The 18,292-nt window shown below is 73.9% G+C and carries 17 protein-coding genes and 8 tRNA genes; 14 read left to right on the top strand and 11 right to left on the bottom strand.

Going from position 1 to position 18,292, the window contains the following annotated elements:
• Positions 1-65: 65 nt before the first annotated feature.
• The 4 genes from cbiE (at position 66) to AB4K12_RS24515 (ending at position 7,508) form a co-directional block, all read left to right on the top strand.
• The gene (cbiE, locus tag AB4K12_RS24530) at positions 66-1,268 is read left to right on the top strand and encodes a precorrin-6y C5,15-methyltransferase (decarboxylating) subunit CbiE (protein ID WP_368436223.1); all 1,203 of its coding nucleotides are present in this window, start codon (positions 66-68) and stop codon (positions 1,266-1,268) included.
• Between the two features lie 218 nt (positions 1,269-1,486).
• A complete protein-coding gene (gene cobT / locus AB4K12_RS24525; RefSeq protein WP_368436222.1) occupies positions 1,487-4,957 on the top strand; it encodes a nicotinate-nucleotide--dimethylbenzimidazole phosphoribosyltransferase in 3,471 nt (1,156 codons plus the stop codon).
• Between the two features lie 353 nt (positions 4,958-5,310).
• Entirely contained in the window at positions 5,311-6,543 is a 1,233-nt protein-coding gene (gene cobA / locus AB4K12_RS24520) for a uroporphyrinogen-III C-methyltransferase (RefSeq protein ID WP_368436221.1), read from the top strand.
• Positions 6,544-6,689: 146 nt separating this feature from the next.
• On the top strand, positions 6,690-7,508 hold the full coding sequence (locus AB4K12_RS24515) for an RNA methyltransferase (RefSeq protein ID WP_086575423.1): 819 nt from the start codon (positions 6,690-6,692) through the stop codon (positions 7,506-7,508).
• On the opposite strand, the gene AB4K12_RS24510 is transcribed toward AB4K12_RS24515, so the two are convergent.
• Entirely contained in the window at positions 7,505-8,878 is a 1,374-nt protein-coding gene (locus AB4K12_RS24510; protein WP_368436220.1) for a protein kinase, read from the bottom strand. The two genes, AB4K12_RS24515 and AB4K12_RS24510, sit on opposite strands and share 4 nt — an antisense overlap.
• A gap of 687 nt (positions 8,879-9,565) precedes the next feature.
• Here AB4K12_RS24510 and AB4K12_RS24505 point away from each other — a divergent pair.
• Positions 9,566-9,772, top strand: coding sequence for a hypothetical protein (locus AB4K12_RS24505; protein WP_368436219.1), 207 nt, complete (start codon positions 9,566-9,568; stop codon positions 9,770-9,772).
• 216 nt (positions 9,773-9,988) lie between these two features.
• On the opposite strand, the gene AB4K12_RS24500 is transcribed toward AB4K12_RS24505, so the two are convergent.
• The 6 genes from AB4K12_RS24500 to AB4K12_RS24475 all read right to left on the bottom strand — a co-directional run bounded on the left by AB4K12_RS24500 (position 9,989) and on the right by AB4K12_RS24475 (position 10,520).
• Positions 9,989-10,063 (bottom strand) — tRNA-Val (locus tag AB4K12_RS24500).
• Between the two features lie 22 nt (positions 10,064-10,085).
• A tRNA-Val gene (locus tag AB4K12_RS24495) sits at positions 10,086-10,157 on the bottom strand.
• A 14-nt stretch (positions 10,158-10,171) separates the two neighbouring features.
• Positions 10,172-10,243 (bottom strand) — tRNA-Val (locus tag AB4K12_RS24490).
• A 19-nt stretch (positions 10,244-10,262) separates the two neighbouring features.
• Positions 10,263-10,337: transfer RNA gene (locus AB4K12_RS24485), tRNA-Val, on the bottom strand.
• Position 10,338: 1 nt separating this feature from the next.
• Positions 10,339-10,412 (bottom strand) — tRNA-Cys (locus AB4K12_RS24480).
• 35 nt (positions 10,413-10,447) lie between these two features.
• A tRNA-Gly gene (locus tag AB4K12_RS24475) sits at positions 10,448-10,520 on the bottom strand.
• A 188-nt stretch (positions 10,521-10,708) separates the two neighbouring features.
• Here AB4K12_RS24475 and AB4K12_RS24470 point away from each other — a divergent pair.
• Genes AB4K12_RS24470 through AB4K12_RS24460 form a run of 3 tightly spaced genes read left to right on the top strand, consistent with a single transcriptional unit; the run spans position 10,709 to position 13,442 of the window.
• On the top strand, positions 10,709-11,761 hold the full coding sequence (locus AB4K12_RS24470) for a chorismate-binding protein (RefSeq protein ID WP_368436527.1): 1,053 nt from the start codon (positions 10,709-10,711) through the stop codon (positions 11,759-11,761).
• A complete protein-coding gene (locus AB4K12_RS24465) occupies positions 11,758-12,579 on the top strand; it encodes an aminotransferase class IV (protein ID WP_368436218.1) in 822 nt (273 codons plus the stop codon). The genes AB4K12_RS24470 and AB4K12_RS24465 overlap by 4 nt, the downstream gene beginning before the upstream one ends.
• Positions 12,580-12,620: 41 nt before the next feature.
• The gene (locus tag AB4K12_RS24460; RefSeq protein WP_368436217.1) at positions 12,621-13,442 is read left to right on the top strand and encodes a GNAT family N-acetyltransferase; all 822 of its coding nucleotides are present in this window, start codon (positions 12,621-12,623) and stop codon (positions 13,440-13,442) included.
• Positions 13,443-13,475: 33 nt separating this feature from the next.
• Here the strand turns inward: AB4K12_RS24460 and AB4K12_RS24455 are convergent, their stop codons facing one another.
• Positions 13,476-13,982 (bottom strand): DsbA family protein, encoded by a 507-nt coding sequence (locus AB4K12_RS24455; protein ID WP_086574477.1) that lies wholly within the window; start codon positions 13,980-13,982, stop codon positions 13,476-13,478.
• 184 nt (positions 13,983-14,166) lie between these two features.
• Between AB4K12_RS24455 and AB4K12_RS24450 the strand changes: the two genes are divergently transcribed.
• Positions 14,167-14,613: a hypothetical protein gene (locus tag AB4K12_RS24450; protein ID WP_368436216.1), complete on the top strand. Its 447-nt coding sequence runs from the start codon at positions 14,167-14,169 to the stop codon at positions 14,611-14,613.
• A gap of 69 nt (positions 14,614-14,682) precedes the next feature.
• Complete coding sequence (locus tag AB4K12_RS24445; RefSeq protein WP_179199106.1) at positions 14,683-14,826, top strand: hypothetical protein; 144 nt, start codon at positions 14,683-14,685, stop codon at positions 14,824-14,826.
• Between the two features lie 20 nt (positions 14,827-14,846).
• Here AB4K12_RS24445 and AB4K12_RS24440 read toward each other — a convergent pair whose 3' ends face one another.
• Positions 14,847-15,380, bottom strand: a complete 534-nt coding sequence (locus AB4K12_RS24440; protein ID WP_368436215.1) for a CGNR zinc finger domain-containing protein — start codon at positions 15,378-15,380, stop codon at positions 14,847-14,849.
• Positions 15,381-15,594: 214 nt separating this feature from the next.
• The gene (locus AB4K12_RS24435; protein ID WP_003959770.1) at positions 15,595-16,008 is read right to left on the bottom strand and encodes an SsgA family sporulation/cell division regulator; all 414 of its coding nucleotides are present in this window, start codon (positions 16,006-16,008) and stop codon (positions 15,595-15,597) included.
• Between the two features lie 191 nt (positions 16,009-16,199).
• Between AB4K12_RS24435 and AB4K12_RS24430 the strand changes: the two genes are divergently transcribed.
• The 4 genes from AB4K12_RS24430 to AB4K12_RS24415 all read left to right on the top strand — a co-directional run bounded on the left by AB4K12_RS24430 (position 16,200) and on the right by AB4K12_RS24415 (position 17,487).
• The gene (locus AB4K12_RS24430) at positions 16,200-16,631 is read left to right on the top strand and encodes a TIGR02611 family protein (protein ID WP_368436214.1); all 432 of its coding nucleotides are present in this window, start codon (positions 16,200-16,202) and stop codon (positions 16,629-16,631) included.
• Positions 16,632-16,705: 74 nt separating this feature from the next.
• Positions 16,706-16,777: transfer RNA gene (locus tag AB4K12_RS24425), tRNA-Val, on the top strand.
• Positions 16,778-16,833: 56 nt separating this feature from the next.
• Positions 16,834-17,352, top strand: coding sequence for an SRPBCC family protein (locus tag AB4K12_RS24420; RefSeq protein WP_368436213.1), 519 nt, complete (start codon positions 16,834-16,836; stop codon positions 17,350-17,352).
• Between the two features lie 63 nt (positions 17,353-17,415).
• Positions 17,416-17,487, top strand: a tRNA-Val gene (locus tag AB4K12_RS24415).
• A gap of 57 nt (positions 17,488-17,544) precedes the next feature.
• On the opposite strand, the gene AB4K12_RS24410 is transcribed toward AB4K12_RS24415, so the two are convergent.
• The gene (locus AB4K12_RS24410) at positions 17,545-18,270 is read right to left on the bottom strand and encodes a 3'-5' exonuclease (protein ID WP_368436212.1); all 726 of its coding nucleotides are present in this window, start codon (positions 18,268-18,270) and stop codon (positions 17,545-17,547) included.
• Positions 18,271-18,292: the final 22 nt, after the last annotated feature.

Here is an 18,292-nt window from a genome sequence, read left to right as displayed (position 1 = left end):
GGTACCCTCACCCTGCCCGCGCGCATGCGGGACCGACCCGCGACAAGCCCAGGAGACTGACGACGATGGCCGACCGGGTCACGGTGATCGGATGGGACGGCTCACCGCTGACGGACGCGGCCCGCTCCGCCCTCGGCGCCGCCACCCTGGTGGCCGGCGCCGCACACCACCTGGCCCTGCCCGAGGTCCCGCCCGCCGCCGAACGCATCCGCCTGGGCAGCATCGACCTCGCCGCCCGCCGCATCGCCCAGCACCGCGGCTCCGCCGTGGTCCTCGCCGACGGCGACCCCGGCTTCTTCGGCGTCGTCCGCACCCTGCGCGGCCCCGAGCACGGCCTCGAGGTCGAGGTCGTACCCGCCGTCTCCTCCGTCGCCGCCGCCTTCGCCCGCGCCGGCATGCCCTGGGACGATGCCCAGATCGTCGTCGCCCACAGCCGCGACCTGCGGCGCGCCGTCAACGTCTGCCGCGCCCACCCCAAGGTCGCCGTCCTCACCTCGCCCGGCGCCGGCCCCGCCGAGCTCGCCCTCCTCCTCGGACCCGTCCACCGCACCTTCGTCATCTGCGAGGAACTGGGCACCGACCGCGAGGAAGTCACCGTCCTCACCTCCGACCGGGCCGTCGACCACGTCTGGCGCGACCCCAACGTCGTCATCGTCATCGGCGGCTCCGGGACACCCGTACGGGGCGGCGGCTGGATCGCCGGCCGCGACCCCTCCGCCGTACGCGGCTGGGCGCTGCCCGCCGAGGCCTACGCCGGCCGCCCCGGCGAGGGCGAGTCCACCGAACTGCGCGCCGCCCAACTGGCACGACTCGGACCGCGCGTGGGCGACCTGGTGTGGGACATCGGCTCCGGCAGCGGCGCCGCCGCCGTCGAGGCCGCCCGGTTCGGCGCGGCCGTCATCGCCGTCGACCAGGACCCCGAAGCCTGCCACCGCACCACAGCCGCGGCCCGCCACCATGGCGTGCAACTGCAGGTGGTCCAGGGTGTCGCCCCCCAGGTCCTGGAGGACCTCCCCGAACCCGACGTCGTCCGCGTCGGCGGCGGGGGCGCACCCGTCGTCGCCGCCTGCGCCGACCGCCGCCCCGAACGGATCGTCGCCCACGCCGCCACCCGCGACGACGCCGAGGCCATCGGCCGCGCCCTCGCCGAAGGCGGCTACACGGTGGAGTGCACGCTGCTCCAGGCAGTGGAGTTGGACACAGCCGCCTGGACCGAACGCGAGCGCGCCGTAGCCTTCCTCCTGAGTGGCCGTCGCACGCACCCCTGAGGCCCCGCTAAAGGGCGGAGGGTAGGCTGGCGGATCGTTGTGCAGCCCCCCGGTGTCCGACACCACAGTCGCCAATGCTCCGAACGCCCCCCTCGATTGGCGCGTACAGGGCAAGGTGACACGGGACGGCACACAACGTGCCGCGAGGCATGCACGCTCGTTCTTCTCTATGGGCGTGAGCGGTTGGAAGGAGCACTACCGATGGGCGAGGGGTACGCATGACCGACACCGGCCGGTTCCCGGACGAGGGACAGCCGGAGAACGCAGGCGCCGCGGCCCCTGCCGACACCGGAACTCGCGGACCCCACTCGACGTACGCCTTCCTCGAGGGGGACACCGCGGACGAGGACGACCTGCTGCTGATGCCGGGCGCCCAGGGCGCCTGGATGGAGCAGCCGCCCGCCCAGGCCGGTACGCACGAGACGGGCGGCCGCGACACGGGCTCCCTCGACTACACCGACGTGCGCACCCCGCCCCCGGCGACCGCGCCCGCCGCCACCCCGCCGCGCCGCCCGCTGCACATGGGCCCGCCCGTGCCGGACCCCACCAGCGGCGTCGTCCGCTCCCTCGCCGACCGCGGCCCCGCCACCCAGCAGCAGCCCGTCGGCTCCCCGGTCCCTCCGCCGGCCCCGCCGGTCGGCGGCGTCGAGTACCTCGACGCCCCGCTCGAGGAGACGGCGCCGGCGGCGCCTTCCTTCGTCCCGCCGCAGACGGCCGAGGCCCAGGCCGTCGCCGTCGCCCCGGCGCCCGAGACGCTCCTCGAGACCACTCCGCAGGCTGACGTTCCGTCAACGGCCCCGGCCGTTCCCGCCGCGCCGGCGGAGAGCCTCGACCTGGGCACCGAGCCGGCCGCGGCCGCGCAGCCGGTGCCGCCGGTGCCGAGCGCGGACGCCGCGCTGGCGGTCATCGCCAGGGCGACGCAGGAGGTCGCCTCGGCCCTGACGCAGCCGGCGCCGGTTGACGTCCCGTCGGAGCAGCCCGCCCCGGAGGCGGCGGAGGCCGTAGCCGAACCGGCCCCGGCCGCCGAGCCCGAGCCCGCCCCGGTCGCCCCGGTGGCCGAGGCTCCCGAGGCCGTGCCCGCCGCCGAGGAAGCGCCGGCCGAGCCGGTCCCGGCGGAGCCCGTCGTGGCAGAGGCCCCGGCTCCGGTCGCCGTACCCACCGAGGAGCAGCCCGCAGAGCCGGTTCAGGAACCGGCCCAGGAGCAGGAGCAGCCCCCGGCGGAGCCCGTCGCCGAGCCGGTGCAGGCCGCCCCGGCGCCGGTCACCCCTGAGCCCGTCGCCGTGCCCGCCCAGCCGGAGCCCGAGCCGGCCCCGGTCCCGGCCGCCCCCGCGCCGGAGCCGGTGCAGGCCGAGATCCCGCAGCCCGCGCCCGTGGAGCAGACGCCGGAAGCGGTGGCGCCCGCGCCGGAACCCGCGGCCGAGCAGGAGACGGAGCCCGAGGCGCCCGCCGAGCCCGCCGTGACGCAGGAGCCCGTGGAAGCGACGGAGCCGCAGGCCCCGGAGCAGGTACAGGCCCCGGCACCCGAGCAGGCCCCGGAGCCCGAGCCGCAGCCCGCACCGGCCGCGGAGGAGACCCCGGCACCCGAGGAGACCCCGGCGCCCGAGCAGGCGCCGGTCGCTGAGCAGGCCCCGGCCCCTGAACCCGTACCGGCCCCCGAACCCGTACCGGCCCCGGAGCCCGAGCCCGCACAGGAGCCCGCCCCGGAGCCGGCAACGGCAGCGACCCCCGAGCCGCAGCCCGCACCGGAGCCGACGCCAGTGCTGACTCTGGCACCGGAACCGACCCCGACCCCGGAACCGACCCCGGCACCGGAGCCGACCCCGGAACCCGAACTGACCCCGGAACTGACCCCGGAACCGGCACCGGAACCGACCCCGGCACCCGAACCGACCCCGGACGCGACGCCCGAACCCGAACCCGAGCCGATGCCCGAACCCGAACCGGAGCCCGTAGGCCCCCCGGCGGTCGGCTACGACGAGGCGGAGCGCGCCGCGGTCCACCGCGTGATGCGCGAACGCCGCGACATCCGCAACGGCTTCCGTCGCGACCCGATCCCGCACGAGGTGCTGCTGCGCGTCCTGGAGGCCGCGCACACCGCGCCCAGCGTGGGGCACTCCCAGCCGTGGGACTTCGTGGTCATCCGTTCCGAGGAGACCCGCCGGACGATGCACGAGCTGGCCACTCGCCAGCGCGATGCGTACGCCAAGTCCCTCCCCAAGGCCCGGGCGAAGCAGTTCAAGGAACTGAAGATCGAGGCCATCCTCGACACCCCGGTCAACATCGTCGTCACCGCCGATCCCACCCGGGGCGGACGCCACACCCTGGGCCGGCACACCCAGCCCCAGATGGCGCCGTACTCCTCCGCGCTCGCGGTGGAGAACCTCTGGCTGGCCGCGCGTGCCGAGGGCCTCGGCGTCGGCTGGGTCAGCTTCTTCGACGAGCGCGAGATGGTGCGTACGCTCGGCCTTCCGGAGCACCTGGAGGTCGTCGCCTACCTCTGCGTCGGCTACGTCGACGAGTTCCCGGACGAGCCCGAGCTGATGCAGGCCGGCTGGTCGAAGCGGCGCCCGCTGTCGTGGGTGGTGCACGAGGAGGAGTACGGGCGCAGGGCGCTGCCCGGCGAGGACCCGCACGACCTCCTCGCGGAGACCCTGCGCGGCATCCGCCCGCTGGACGCCAAGGCGCTCGGTGAGGCGTGGGAGCGCCAGAAGCGGATGACCAAGCCGTCCGGCGCGCTCGGCATGCTGGAGATCATCTCCGCGCAGCTGTGCGGCCTGTCGCGCAAGTGCCCGCCGCCGATCCCGGAGCCCGCCGCCGTCGCGATCTTCGCGGGCGACCACGGGGTGCACCACCAGGGCGTCACGGCGTGGCCCCAGGAGGTCACCTCCCAGATGGTCGCCAACTTCCTGGGCGGCGGGGCGGTCTGCAACGCCTTCGCCAACCAGGTCGGCGCCGAGGTCGTCGTCGTCGACGTCGGCGTGGCGGCAGAACTGCCCAGCACGCCGGGCCTGCTGCCGCGCAAGATCCGCCCCGGTACGAGCGACTTCACCAGCGGCCCCGCGATGACCCGCGAGGAGGCGCTGCAGGCCGTCGAGGTGGGCATCGAGACGGCCCGCGACCTGGTCACGGCCGGCAACAAGGCCCTGCTCACGGGCGAGATGGGCATCGCCAACACCACCGTGTCGGCGGCCTTGATCTCGGTGTACACGGGCGCCGACCCGGCCGAGATCACGGGCCGGGGCACGGGCATCAACGACGAGATGCACGCCCGGAAGATCGACGTCGTCCGCCGCGCGCTGGAGCTGCACCAGCCGGACCCGCAGGACCCGATCGGCGTCCTGGCCGCGGTCGGCGGCTTGGAGCACGCGGCGCTCGTCGGCCTGATCCTGGGCGGCGCGTCGCTGCGCACACCGGTGATCCTCGACGGGGTCAGCGCCGGAGCCGCGGCGCTGGTCGCCCGTGCGATCGCGCCGGAGGCACTCGCGGCGTGCATCGCGGGCCACCGCAGCGCCGAGCCCGGCCATGTCGCGGCCCTGACCAAGCTGGGTCTGCGCCCGCTGGTCGACCTCGACCTGCGGCTGGGTGAGGGCACGGGGGCGCTGCTGGCGCTTCCGGTGGTGCAGAGTGCGGCTCGTGCGATGCACGAGGTCGCCACGTTCGACACGGCGGGCGTCACCGAGAAGGGCTGACGCCCTTGGGAGTACGGGTGTGGGTGCGGCCCGGTGGTCGGGTTTGTGCCCACCCGTCCCGCCTTGCGGGACCATTGCCCACAAACCGGGGGGCGAGTGCCCACCCACCACCCACCCACCCGCGGACTGGGCTCCGGCCGGAGGGGCCGGGGTGGGAGGGGCCGGGCCCTGGGAGGGACGTCAGGGTTATTTGCGGCCCAAGTACGGGCCAACCAACCCCGTAGAGGGCTCCGGGCCGTAAATAATCCAGTCCCGTAAGGGCCCGGCCCCTCCCGCCCCGGCCCCGCCCCACAGCGCCCCCGCCCCCACGTAAGGTGTCCCCACCAGCGCATTCGCACGAGGAGCCCGCATCCATGGCCGAGCTGCACGCACACGTCGCCGCCTATCCCGTCGGACTGCGCCTCGCCGGGCGCCGGGTCGTCGTCCTGGGTGCCGGTCAGGTGGCCCAGCGCCGTCTGCCCGCCCTCCTGGCCGCCGGTGCCGACGTCCTGCTGATCTCCCCCTCGGCCACCCCTTCCGTGGAGGCGATGGCCGAGGCAGGCGAACTGCGCTGGGAGCGCCGCGGCTACCGCGACGGCGACCTGGACGGCGCCTGGTACGCCCTGATCTCCACCGACGACCCCGCCGCGAACGAGGCGGCCTCCGCCGAGGCCGAGGCCCGCCGCGTGTGGGCCGTACGCAGCGACGACGCCGACGCGGCCTCGGCCTGGACCCCGGCCACCGGCCGCGCCGCGGGCGTCACCGTCGCGGTGCTCACCGGCCAGGACCCCCGCCGCTCCGCCGCCGTGCGCGACGCGGTGGTCGAGGGCCTGCGCGACGGTTCGCTCGCCGCCCCCCACCACCGCGCCCGCGCCAAGGGCGTCTCCCTCGTGGGCGGCGGCCCCGGCGACCCCGACCTGATCACAGTGCGGGGCCGCAGGCTCCTCGCCGAGGCGGACGTGGTCGTCGCCGACCGCCTGGGCCCGCGCGACCTCCTCGACGAACTTCCCCCGCACGTCGAGGTCATCGACGCGGCCAAGATCCCCTACGGCCGGTTCATGGCCCAGGAGGTCATCAACAACGCGCTGATCGAGCACGCCAAGGCCGGAAAGGCCGTGGTCCGCCTCAAGGGCGGCGACCCCTTCGTCTTCGGCCGCGGCATGGAGGAGGTCCAGGCCCTGGCCGAGCACGGCATCCCGTGCACCGTCGTCCCGGGCATCTCCAGCTCGATCAGCGTCCCGGCCGCCGCCGGAATCCCCGTCACCCACCGTGGGGTGGCACATGAGTTCACGGTGGTCAGCGGTCACGTGGCGCCCGACGACCCGCGCTCGCTCGTCGACTGGGAGGCGCTCGCCCGGCTGCGCGGGACGCTGGTCCTGCTGATGTCGGTGGAGAACATCGCGGCGATCGCGCAGACGCTGATACGGCACGGCCGGCCCGCCGCCACGCCCGTGGCGGTGGTGCAGGAGGGAACCACGGCCGCCCAGCGCCGGGTGGACGCGACGCTGGAGACGGTGGGGGAGAGGACGGCGGTGGAGGGCATACGCCCGCCGGCGGTCATCGTGATCGGCGAAGTGGTGAACGCGGCCCAGCCGAACGAAGGCTGAAGCGACACGAACCCCACCGGCCACCCCAGCCCACCCCCACGTCCACCCCCACCCTCACCCTCACCCCCACCCCCACCCCCACCCCCACCCCAGGCTGGGTCCGGCACCCGATTTCGAACCAGGCGAACCAGGAAAAAGAACAGACCATGGCCGACCTCATCACCATCGACGACCCCGACGACCCCCGCCTGCACGACTACACCGGCCTGACGGACGTCGAACTGCGCCGCCGCCGCGAGCCCGAGGAGGGGCTGTTCATCGCGGAAGGCGAGAAGGTGATCCGCCGCGCCGGGCAGGCCGGCTACGAGATGCGGTCGATGCTGCTGACGGCCAAGTGGGTCGAGGTGATGCGGGACGTCATCGAGGAGAGCACGGCCCCGGTCTACGCCGTGACCCCGGACCTGGCGGAGCGGGTGACGGGCTATCACGTCCACCGCGGAGCTCTCGCCTCCATGCGGCGCAAGCCGCTGCCGGAAGCCGGTGAGCTGCTGCGCACGGCGCGCCGGGTCGCGGTGCTCGAGGGGCTGGTGGACCACACCAACATCGGCGCGATCTTCCGCAGCGCGGCCGCGCTGGGGATGGACGCGGTCCTGCTGTCCCCGGACTGCGCCGACCCGCTCTACCGCCGCTCGGTGAAGGTCTCGATGGGCGCGGTCTTCTCCGTCCCCTACGCCCGCCTGGACAGCTGGCCGGCCGACCTGGAGGCGGTGCGCGAGGCGGGATTCGGCCTGCTCGCCCTCACCCCGCACGAGAAGGCGACGTCCATGGACGAGGCGGCTCCGCACCGCCTGGAGCGGGTGGCGCTGATGCTGGGCGCGGAAGGTGACGGCCTGTCCGACCGCGCGCTGCGCGCGGCGGACGAGTGGGTCCGGATCCCGATGGCCCACGGAGTCGACTCCCTCAACGTGGGCGCGGCGGCGGCGGTGGCGTTCTACGCGGTGACGACGGGCCGCCCGACGGCCTAGCGGCCGACCGCCGCCCCGGCCCCCGGGCCGACCGCCGCTCCCGAAACCCCCACCGGCGCTCCCGGCGCGAGCGGCGCCCCCGGCGCGAGCGCCGTTTCCGGCACGAGCGGCACGAGCGGCGCCACCGGCACCCCGGAGACCTCCCCCATACTCCGGGCAGGCCCTTGGCACCCCTGCGCGGCCGCGATCCCGAGCGCGACCAGCAGGGTCACCACGACGAAGACGATGAGCCGCTGCCGCAGCAGCTTGCGGTCCGGCCCGGGCCGCCGCCCGCCGCCGCCCGGGCGCGTACGGGCGCCGGTACGGGCGCCGGTGCGCGAGGTGTTGCGGTCGCGTGCGCCCCGCTGGGCCGCCACCGGCCCCCGCCGGTCGATGGCCGTCGGGCCGGGCGCGGGCGCGCCTTGCGGGACCTGCGGGGCGTGCGGCCGCGGCGTGGGGGCGCTGCCGGGCCGCCGCTCGGTGCGCTGGCGCTCGTAGTCGGCGGCCCGTCGGGCCGAGGGCCGGTCGGGCTCGCGGCGCGGGGACGGGGGCCGGCCCTCGGCCAGCCCGTGTGCCTCGCGGGCCGCGATCTCCTTCAGCCGCAGGGAGAGCTGCAGGGTGCTGGGCCGCTCCTCGGGGTCCTTGGCGAGGCAGGCGTGAATGAGCGGGGCCAGGGCGTCGGGGACGCCCATGAGCTGCGGCTCCTCGTGGACGACGCGGTAGAGCATGACCTCCGAACTGCCCTGCCCGAACGGAGAGTCGGCCGTGGAGGCGTAGGCCAGCGTGGCGCCGAGCGCGAAGACGTCGGTCGCGGGGGTCACGGCGGCGCCGCGCACCTGCTCGGGGGCGAGGAAGCCGGGGGAGCCCACGGCCGTGCCCACGTGGGTGAGCGTGCTCGCCCCGGTGGCCCAGGCGATGCCGAAGTCGATGATGCGGGGGCCCTTGGGGGAGAGCAGGATGTTGGAGGGCTTGAGGTCCCGGTGGACGACGCCGGCGTCGTGCACGGCCAGCAGTCCTTCCGCCAACGCGGCCCCGATGGAGGCGGTCTGAGCGGCCGACAGCGGCCCTTCCTCGGTCACCTTGTCGTGCAGGGAGGGGCCCGGCACGTACTGCGTGGCGAACCAGGGCCGGTCCGCCTCCAGGTCGGCGGCCACCAGCCGCGCCGTACAGCCGCCGCGGATGCGCCGGGCGGCGGAGACCTCGCGGGCGAAGCGGGAGCGGAACTCCTGGTCCTCGGCGAGGTCCGGACGGATGACCTTGAGCGCCACGCGCTGCCCGCGCCGGTCGGAGCCCAGGTAGACCACGCCCATGCCGCCCGCGCCCAGTCTGCGGTGCAGCCGGAAGGAGCCGACGACACGCGGGTCCTCGCGCCGGAGCCGCATCATCGTCATGTTCGTCCCCTACCTCCGGTGGGGCTGCCCCACATCGCTGCCCTTCGGCCGTCCGGCCCTTTGGTCGGGCCGTCAGGCCCCGTTGGCCGCCCGGCCTCTGACGTGGCACAGCTTACGGATTGACGGACGGTCGCGCTGCGAGGCCGCGCATGCGTCGGCAAGTGGATTGTCGGTGCCGGGCGGGATGCCCGAAGTGCGGGCGCGGGGCGGCGGAAGGCCGCCCCCGGCGCCGGACCGGCGGCTCAAGGGGCCGCTGCGAAAGGGGGATTGGCGCCCTCAGGGGGGACCGGGCGGAGAGGATCTTGGACGCCGGGGGCAGGACTCGAACGTATGACGTGACGGTGGGCATGGCGGCCCCGAGGGCGGAGGCGGCGGCCCGCCGGGACGTGGTGGAAGTGAGCGAAGTCACCCGGTGTCCACCGCCGCGGGCGGACGGGAGGGGGCGTCCCCTCGGGGAGAACCCCCAAGGCGCGGGGGAGGGGTCTCCACCCACGGGAGTAGCCCCGGGGGTGCGGCCTCATCCTCGCGGAGAACCGTCAAGCGGTACGAGGGCATGACGCCGGGCGGCGGCCCCGCGCCTAGTGTTGAAGGCAAGCGGCGGGCGCGAACACTCGTCCCCCGAGGTCAGGTGCCCGCCGCCCCCGAGCAACGCACGAGCGGGCACCACGGGTGGAAAGGAGAGGACCGATGGCGCACTACGCGGAACGTCCCGGCGGCCGGGCAAGGACCCGGCAGTCCGCGGACGTGTTCGGGCAGCGCCCGTCCTCCACTCGTCACCCGCTGGTCGCGGCGGCCATGGTGCTGCCGCTGGCGGCCCTCCTGGCCGTCGTCTTCGGCGGCTGGGACGCCGTCGTCACACAAGCGTCGTCCGTGGCCGGAATGCTGGGGCGCTGACGCGCCCCGGGTCCGGGAGAGCGGCCCGGGCCGAGAACGGTCATAACCCCGTGGGGACGGGGGTGCGGCGGACGGCACGAGGGGCCGGGTACCTGGGGAGGTGCCCGGCCCCTCGCGTTCTCGTACAACCCACGGCTGCGACGTACCGCGGCTGCGACGTACCGCACGAAAAAGACCGGTGGCCGGAGCCCTGAGTGCCCCGGCCACCGGCCGTGATGGTGCGCGATACTGGGATTGAACCAGTGACCTCTTCCGTGTCAGGGAAGCGCTCTCCCGCTGAGCTAATCGCGCGGGAAGATCCTTGCGGATCCGGTGGACGATACTGGGATTGAACCAGTGACCTCTTCCGTGTCAGGGAAGCGCTCTCCCGCTGAGCTAATCGTCCGGGGTGGTGCTGCGTGCGCGATACTGGGATTGAACCAGTGACCTCTTCCGTGTCAGGGAAGCGCTCTCCCGCTGAGCTAATCGCGCGGGAAGATCCTTGCGGATCTGGTGGACGATACTGGGATTGAACCAGTGACCTCTTCCGTGTCAGGGAAGCGCTCTCCCGCTGAGCTAATCGTCCTTGGAGGTGGAGACGGGATTTGAACCCGTGTAGACGGCTTTGCAGGCCGTTGCCTCGCCTCTCGGCCACTCCACCAGGAGTGCGGGGGTTCGGGAAGATCCCCCTACTCGAGCGGACAACGAGACTCGAACTCGCGACATCCACCTTGGCAAGGTGGTGCTCTACCAACTGAGCTATGTCCGCAGGTGCCTCCCCCGGATCACCGGGAGCTGCTCCGCCGTTTCGCTTCCGCGTCCCGGCGACGTGTTGAACTTTAGCGGATTCCGGCGCCAGCTCAAATTCCGTTTGCCCAGCGTGCTGCGCTGATCCCGCGCGAGGGCCGGTCGCGGACCCCGCGCCATAGACTCGATGACGTGCAGAGCCTCCCTCCGATGTCCTCCCCGATGGCCCGCTTCGGCGGCCTGATCGCCACTGACCTGCGGGATGTCACCAGTGACCCGGCCGCCCTGGAATCCACCGGCTGGTGGGCCGTCGTCGCCGACTTCGAGGGCGGCCTGACGTGCGCGCGCTTCGGCGACGTCCGGCCCGCTCCCGCGCCCGCCCCGGTGCCCGGCCGCTGGCGGGGCCCGGCGCCCGAGGACTGGACCAGCTCCCTGGACCGCGACGCCTACGTCGCGGGCGTCCGGCGCGTACGCGAGCACATAGCGGCCGGCGAGGTCTACCAGGCCAATCTGTGCCGCGTGCTGAGCGCGCCGCTGCCGGACCCGGACGCCGCCGACGTGGACGCCCTGACCGCTCTGCTCGCCCGGGGCAACCCCGCCCCCTACGCCGGAACGGTTCGCCTGCCCGCGCACGGGGTGGAGGTGGCCACCGCCTCGCCCGAGCTCTACCTGCGCCGCTCCGGCCGCACCGTCGAGTCCGGACCCATCAAGGGGACCGGCCGCACCGCCGAGGACCTGCTGGAGAAGGACCACGCCGAGAACGTGATGATCGTGGACCTGGTCCGCAACGACCTCGGCCGCGTCTGCGCCACCGGCTCCGTGACCGTCCCCGCGCTCTGCGCGGTCGAGCCGCACCCCGGACTGGTCCACCTCGTCTCCACCGTCCGCGGAGAGCTCGCCGACGACATCGGCTGGGCCGGGCTGTTCGGCGCGACCTTCCCGCCCGGCTCCGTGACCGGCGCCCCCAAGGCCAGCGCCCTGGACATCATCGGGTCCCTGGAACCCGCCCCGCGCGGCCCCTACTGCGGAGGCGTCGGCTGGGTGGACGCCGACCGGGGCACCGGCGAGCTGGCCGTCGGCATCCGCACCTTCTGGATCGACCGCGCGGCACCCGGCGGACCGGTCCTGCGCTTCGGCACCGGAGCCGGCATCACCTGGGGATCCGACCCGGAGCGCGAGTGGGCCGAGACCGAGCTCAAGGCGTCCCGGCTGCTCGCGATAGCGTCGGGAACACACCGGCCGCTGGAAGGGACGAAACGGTGAGTATCTGGCTCAACGGTGCGCTGCGCGACGCCGACAGCGCCCATGTCTCCGTCTTCGACCACGGCCTGACGGTCGGCGACGGCGTCTTCGAAACGCTGAAGACCACGGCCGGCCGGCCCTTCGCCATGACCCGCCACCTGGCCCGGCTCGCCCGCAGTGCCCAGGGCCTCGGCCTGCCCGAGCCCGACCTCGACGAGGTCCGCCACGCCTGCGCCGCCGTCCTCGAGGCCAACCCCATGCCGCTCGGCCGGCTGCGGATCACCTACACCGGAGGGCTCTCCCCGCTGGGCTCGGACCGCGGCACCGCCGGCCCCACCCTCGCCGTGGCCCTCAGCGAGACCACCCGGCGCGCCGACACCACGGCCGCCGTCACCGTGCCCTGGACCCGCAACGAGCGCGGCGCCCTCGCCGGCCTGAAGTCCACCTCGTACGCCGAGAACGTCGTCGCCCTCGAGCGGGCCCGGCAGCAGGGCGCCACCGAGGCGCTGTTCGCCAACACCGTCGGCGCGCTCTGCGAGGGCACCGGATCCAACGTCTTCGTCGTCCTCGACGGCGAGCTGCACACCCCGCCCGTCGCCTCCGGCTGCCTGCCCGGCATCACCCGTGCCCTCGTCATGGAATGGACCGGCGCCCACGAGAGCGACCTGCCCCTGGACGTCCTCGACCGCGCCGAGGAGATCTTCCTGACCTCCAGCCTCCGCGACGTCCAGGCCGTCCACACCCTCGACGGCCGCCAACTCCCCGGCGCGCCGGGGCCGGTGACCGCCAAGGCGATGCGGGTCTTCGACGAGCGCGCGGCCGCGGACATCGATCCGTAAATCCCGTGACGGGGAGCCGCCGGGCCGGTACAACACCAGGAATGACCACCACCCTGCGGCCCACCGCACCCGAACAGCGCACCGACGACGGCGCCCGGTCCCGTTCGTACGAGGTCCGCGTCAACAGCCGGCGCGTCGGCACGGTCGACATCTCCACCGAGCCCCGCCTCGGGCCGACCGTCGGCAGGATCGCCCACCTGGTGATCAACGAACGCGACCGGCACCGCGGGCGCGCCACGGTCGCCGCGCTCGCCGCCGAGGAGGTGCTGCGCGGCTGGGGCTGCGCGCAGATCGTGGTGGGCGTCCCCGCGAGCGCGACGACCGCCCTGGGACTGGCCGGGGCGCTCGGCTACACCGAGCGCAGCCGCAACATGTCCAAGCCGCTGGCCGCCGTCCCCGAGCTGCCCGCCGGCAGCACACCCCGCCCCATGGACGAGGCGGAGTTCCTCCGTTGGCTGGACCACTCCCGCCGGTGCTACGCCCAGGACTGGATCGAGCGGGGCCTGCCGCCCGCCCTGGCCGAGGCCAAGGCCCGGCGCGACCACGAGGGCGCGCTCGGACAGGGCCTGGCCACGCCCGACACCACCCTCGCCGTCCTGTCCCACGACGGCGAGGACGTCGGCACCCTGTGGGTGGGGCCGCACCCCGACGGCCGCTACGTCTTCGACGTCGAGGTCGGCGAGGCCCACCGCGGCCGCGGGCACGGCCGCACCCTGATGCTCCTCGCCGAGCGCGAGGCCCTGGCGGCCGGCGCGGCCACGCTCGGGCTCCACGTCTTCGCCGGCAACACCGCGGCCCTGCGGCTGTACGAGTCGCTCGGCTACCGGCCGACCGCCTTCAACCTGTACAAGCCGCTGCTCTAGCCACGGTGTCTTCCCCGTGGCGCGCCCGAGGGTTCAGCCCGCGAGCAGCCGGTCGGCGATCTCCTCGATCCGCTCCCGCAGGCCCTCCTGGCTCTTGCCGCCGTCCAGCCGCTCCCCGTCGATGACATAGGTGGGCGTCCCCGTCACGCCGATGGCCTTGCCCTCGGCCTGGTCGGCGTCGACGATCAGCATGTGCCGCCCGTCGATCAGCGCGGTGTCCACCTCCTCGGCGTCCAGCCCCAGCTCGCCCGCCGCCTCCACGAGCACCTTCTCGCCCCGGGCGCCGAGCTCCGCGGTGCGCTCCAGCAGGGCCTCGGCGTACGGCCACGCCGTGCCCTGCTCCGCGGCCTCCTCGGCGGCCTGCGCCGCGGCGTAGGCGTGCTTGTGCTTCTCCAGCGGGAAGTGCCGCAGCCGGATCTCCAGCCGGTCGCCGTAGCGGGCGCGCAGCGCGCGCACGTCGTCGAGGGCCTTGTGGCAGTCGGGGCACTGCAGGTCGCACCAGACGTCGAGGACGGCGCGGACGGTGTCGGTATCGCTCATGGGGCCAGTCTCCCAGCCCCCGCTCTCCCCGCCCCCGCCGCCCGGGCGTGATCCCCTACCTGAGGAGGAGGCCGGAGGGGCCCGGACCCGGAGTTCTCCCCGAGGACCGGGCCGGTCGTGGCATGTCCGGCTCGGCCCGGTGCACGATGGAGACGAGGAGAACGTCACCGGCAGGAGGCCCCGGATGCTGACCTCGACCGTATGCGTTGCCGTGTCCGCGGCGGGCCTGGGCATCGCCCTGCTGACGGCCTACCGCAGGCGCTTCCTGGCCGCGGCCCGGATCGCCGCCTGGTCGCTGGTGCCCGTAGGGCTGGTGATGACGGGCGTCGTGGACTGGCTGGCGGGCATCGTGTTCAACCCCACCGTCTGGGCCGGCTTCGGCGTGCTCGCGCTCTCCGCCGTGCTGTTCCTGATCACCCGGAGCGTCGAGCGCCGCCGCGCCGGAGGCCGCCGCGAGCGCCGCGAGGCCGCGGCCGCCGGTCGGCCCGGAGCCGTGGCCCCGGCCGCCTCCGCCCCCTCGCTCGGCCCCACCCGCGCCAAGGACCCCCGGCCTGCCGGGACGAAGGCCCCGGCCGGCGACGCAGAGGACTTCTCGGACATCGAGGCGATCCTCAAGAAGCACGGGATCTGACGAACTCCCCCTGGCAGTTGGCGCGTTGGTGAGCGGGCGGCCCCGCCGCTGCGCCATGATCTGTCGGAGATGAACGACGAACCACCGGCCCAGATCACCGACGAGCCGCGCGGCTGCCTGTTCGCGCTGTCCCAACCGCCGCTGATGTTCTTTCTCGCCTTCGTCGCCACGCTGGTCCTGCTGACCGCCGTGCACGACCTCTACCGCTGGTGACCCCGCCGGCCCGGCGGTCGTCAGTCCGCGGCCCCCCGGCGACGCGCCCGGTACGCGGCCACGTGCAGCCGGTTCCCACAGGTGCGCCCGTCGCAGTAGCGGCGCGAGCGGTTGCGGGAGAGGTCGACGAACGCCCGCCCGCAGTCCGGCGCCGCACAGCGCCGCAGCCGCTCGCGCTCGCCCTCCACCAGCAGGAACGCCAGCGCCATGCCGCCGTCGGCCGCCAGGTGCTCGGCCAGGGAGGCGCCGGGCGCGAAGTAGTGGACGTGCCAGTCGTAGCCGTCGTGATCGGTCAGCCGGGGCGTCGTGCCCGCCTCGGCGACCAGTGCGTTCAGAAGCGTCGCGGCCGCCCGCGCGTCCTTGGTGTCGAACACCTGGGCGAAGCGGTCGCGTACGGACCGGACCGCCGCCAGGTCCGGCTCCCGCAGGACGTCGATGCCGCTGATCTCGTGGCGCTCGACGAAGCCCCGCAGCGCCGCCAGATCGTCGAGCTCCATGTTCAGCAGGTCGACGACGGTGTCGAGCGTGCGGCGGGTGTCGTGGTTGATCAGCACGGAACGTTCGCTCCCTGGCCGGACGGACGGAGGGCGGCAGGTGTTCGACCGCGGGGAGCAGACTCTAGCGGCTCCACGACGCGACGGCGCCGTCGTCCGCGGTGGATCCGCGGCGACGGCGCCGTGTCGTGGTGTTCGATGTGCGGTTGTCCGGATGCGCGGCGCCCGGCCTCCCCGAGTGGGCCGGCGCGCCCTGGTCAGCTACGGCCCGGCATCAGCTCTCGGCCAGGATGTGCGAGAGCTCGGTGTCCAGATCGAAGTGACGGTGTTCGGTGCCTGGTGGCACCGCGGCGTCGGTCCGCTTCAGGAACGACTCCAGTGCCCGCGCCGGCGCCTCCAGCAGGGCTTCGCCCTCGGGAGAGCTCAGCGCGATGCAGACGACGCCCTGGCCATGACTGCGGGACGGCCAGACGCGGACGTCGCCCGTGCCCGTGGGCCGGTGAAGGCCCTCGGCGAGCAGATCACGGGCGAAGACCCACTCGACCGTCTCTTCGGCTCCGGTGTGGAAGGTGGCGTGCACGGCATACGGATCGGCCGTGTCGTACCGCAGGCCCGCGGGTACGGGCAGTGAGGATTCGCTCGACACAACGAGGCGCAGGTGCAGCTCGCAGCTGACCGTGGTGTTCATAAGCGCCAAGGCCTTTCGCTCAGTGTGCGCTCGGGGATTCGCACGTCGGCGAAATCGACATGCCACCTACGGTGCCGTTGTAAACCCCTCTGCCCGTTTTGAGGCTCTTCGGATACCTCGGACGGCCCAGCGCTCACGCCACGCATACCGCCGAACCGGTGATGTCACGCCCTTCGGGTACGTTGGACCTCATGAACGCGGAGAGTGACGAGCGGAGATCCGCTCCGGCGGACGGCGACGCCGAGCCCGGCAAAGGCCTCGGCTCGCGAGCCCCGCACTTCATCAAAAGATCCCGGCCGCTCCACCTGAGCTGGCAGGTCGGCGTCTTCGTCGTCGGCCTCGCCGTCGTCGTCGCGGGCATCATCATGCTGCCCCTGCCCGGCCCCGGCTGGCTGGTGATCTTCGGTGGCATGGCCATCTGGGCCACCGAGTTCGTCTGGGCCCAGCTCGTCCTGCGCTGGACCAAGCGCAAGGTCACCGAGGCCGCCCAGCGCGCCCTCGACCCCAAGGTCCGGCGCCGCAACATCACCCTCACCGTGCTCGGCCTGCTGATCATCGCCGGACTCGCGGGCTTCTACGTCGCCAGCTACGGCCTCACCCTGCCCTGGAAGGCCGCCCACTGACCCTCCCGGCCCCCTGACCAGGCACGGGTGGCGCGAAGCACCGTCTGACATGCGGTAATGTTTGCGGTGCGCCCGGGCGATTAGCTCAGCGGGAGAGCGCTTCGTTCACACCGAAGAGGTCACTGGTTCGATCCCAGTATCGCCCACATCCCACCGAGGGTCCGCAAGGTTCACACCCCCTTGCGGACCCTCGGTTTTTCGTATGCCCTTGGTCCCCATGGCCCGCCGCCGCACGCACTCGCCGCATCACTACCGCTTCCGCGACGCCTGGACCCTCCCGGCGCCGCCCGACACCGTCTACACGGTGCTGGAGGCCGTCGCCGACTACCCCTCCTGGTGGCCCCAGGTCCGCCGCGTCCACCAGGCCGACGACATCAGCGGCACCGTCCACATCCGCTCCCTGCTGCCCTACGGGCTCACCCTCACCGCCCGCCAGAGCCGCCGCGACCCCCACGCCCGCGTCCTGGAGGTCGTCGTCCACGGCGACCTGGAGGGCTGGGCGCGCTGGACCGTCCTCCCGCACGGCACCACCGGCAGCATCGCCCGCTTCGAACAGGACGTGGATGCGACCAAACCCCTCATGCGGCACCTGGCCGTCCCCGCCCGCCCCCTCTTCCGCGCCAACCACGCGTGGATGATGCGCTGCGGACGACGCGGCCTGCGCGCCCTCCTGGAGAGCCGGCCACAGGGCCGCCCCGAGGCCGGGCCGGAGGGGATTTGAAGGAGGGCCGCCGCGACCTGTATTGTTCAGTGCGTCGCCGGGGAAACCCCCGAAGACAGCCCCGGGCGATTAGCTCAGCGGGAGAGCGCTTCGTTCACACCGAAGAGGTCACTGGTTCGATCCCAGTATCGCCCACGCCCGGGAAGGCCGGTCCGTCAACTGACGGACCGGCCTTTCGCATTACCGGCCCCCTCACGCCGCCGCGGGCAGCTCCGGACGCAATGGCCACGCCGGATCGCACTCCTCGTCCGAACCGTTGCGCGCGAACCACGCCTGCAGCCCCCGCGCCTGCGCCGCGTGCCACACCGCCTGCCGGGTGTGCAGCTCCGCCGGACTCAGCCGCTCCAGCCGCGAGGCGAAACGCCGCCCCACCGCCCGCACGACCTCCAACGCCGCCGTGGCGTCGACGGCCGCGTCATGCGCCCCCGCCAGGTCCACCCCGTACTGCGCACACAGGTCCGTCAGCGTCCGCCGACCCTTGCGATAACGGTCCAGATGCTTGTCCAGCACCCACGGATCCAGCACGCACAGCGGCGCACCGCCCAGATAGTCCGCCAGCGACGACGCCCGGTGCCGGCGCAACTCCCGGTCCAGCAACGTCAGATCGAACGGGGCGTTCATCACCACCAGCGGCACACCACGCGCCGCATGCCCCGCCAGGGCCCTCGCCACCTCCTCCATCACGGGGGCCGGCCACCGGCCGTACCGCTGCAGATGGTCCTCGCTCAGTCCGTGTATCGCGGTCGCCTCGGCGGGAACGGGAATCCCCGGATTCACCAGCCAACGGGTGGCCACCGGCGCGGCCCCCGCCTGCGACTGCGTCACGAAAGCCGCCGAAACGATCCGGTCCTGCTCCACGTCCACCCCGGTCGTCTCGGTGTCGAAGGCGGCCAACGGCCCTTCGAGCCAGCACGGCATGACACAACTCCTCGCGCTTGTG

This window comes from Streptomyces sp. C36 (genome assembly GCF_040932295.1).
GTDB lineage: Bacteria > Actinomycetota > Actinomycetes > Streptomycetales > Streptomycetaceae > Streptomyces > Streptomyces triculaminicus.
The sequence above is the reverse complement of the archived record's forward strand: the minus strand, read 5'-3'. Positions and strand labels throughout refer to the sequence as shown.

Bases quoted from the DNA above. Each gene is read 5' to 3' on its own strand.
- AB4K12_RS24455 (WP_086574477.1), bottom strand. From the start codon at position 13,982: ATGAGCGATACCGACACCGTCCGCGCCGTCCTCGACGTCTGGTGCGAC.
- AB4K12_RS24445 (WP_179199106.1), top strand. From the start codon at position 14,683: ATGAACGACGAACCACCGGCCCAGATCACCGACGAGCCGCGCGGCTGC.
- AB4K12_RS24515 (WP_086575423.1), top strand. From the start codon at position 6,690: ATGGCCGACCTCATCACCATCGACGACCCCGACGACCCCCGCCTGCAC.
- AB4K12_RS24460 (WP_368436217.1), top strand. From the start codon at position 12,621: ATGACCACCACCCTGCGGCCCACCGCACCCGAACAGCGCACCGACGAC.
- cobA (WP_368436221.1), top strand. From the start codon at position 5,311: ATGGCCGAGCTGCACGCACACGTCGCCGCCTATCCCGTCGGACTGCGC.
- AB4K12_RS24510 (WP_368436220.1), bottom strand. From the start codon at position 8,878: ATGACGATGATGCGGCTCCGGCGCGAGGACCCGCGTGTCGTCGGCTCC.
- AB4K12_RS24505 (WP_368436219.1), top strand. From the start codon at position 9,566: ATGGCGCACTACGCGGAACGTCCCGGCGGCCGGGCAAGGACCCGGCAG.
- cobT (WP_368436222.1), top strand. From the start codon at position 1,487: ATGACCGACACCGGCCGGTTCCCGGACGAGGGACAGCCGGAGAACGCA.
- AB4K12_RS24435 (WP_003959770.1), bottom strand. From the start codon at position 16,008: ATGAACACCACGGTCAGCTGCGAGCTGCACCTGCGCCTCGTTGTGTCG.
- cbiE (WP_368436223.1), top strand. From the start codon at position 66: ATGGCCGACCGGGTCACGGTGATCGGATGGGACGGCTCACCGCTGACG.
- AB4K12_RS24410 (WP_368436212.1), bottom strand. From the start codon at position 18,270: ATGCCGTGCTGGCTCGAAGGGCCGTTGGCCGCCTTCGACACCGAGACG.
- AB4K12_RS24470 (WP_368436527.1), top strand. From the start codon at position 10,709: ATGTCCTCCCCGATGGCCCGCTTCGGCGGCCTGATCGCCACTGACCTG.
- AB4K12_RS24420 (WP_368436213.1), top strand. From the start codon at position 16,834: ATGCCCTTGGTCCCCATGGCCCGCCGCCGCACGCACTCGCCGCATCAC.
- AB4K12_RS24430 (WP_368436214.1), top strand. From the start codon at position 16,200: ATGAACGCGGAGAGTGACGAGCGGAGATCCGCTCCGGCGGACGGCGAC.
- AB4K12_RS24450 (WP_368436216.1), top strand. From the start codon at position 14,167: ATGCTGACCTCGACCGTATGCGTTGCCGTGTCCGCGGCGGGCCTGGGC.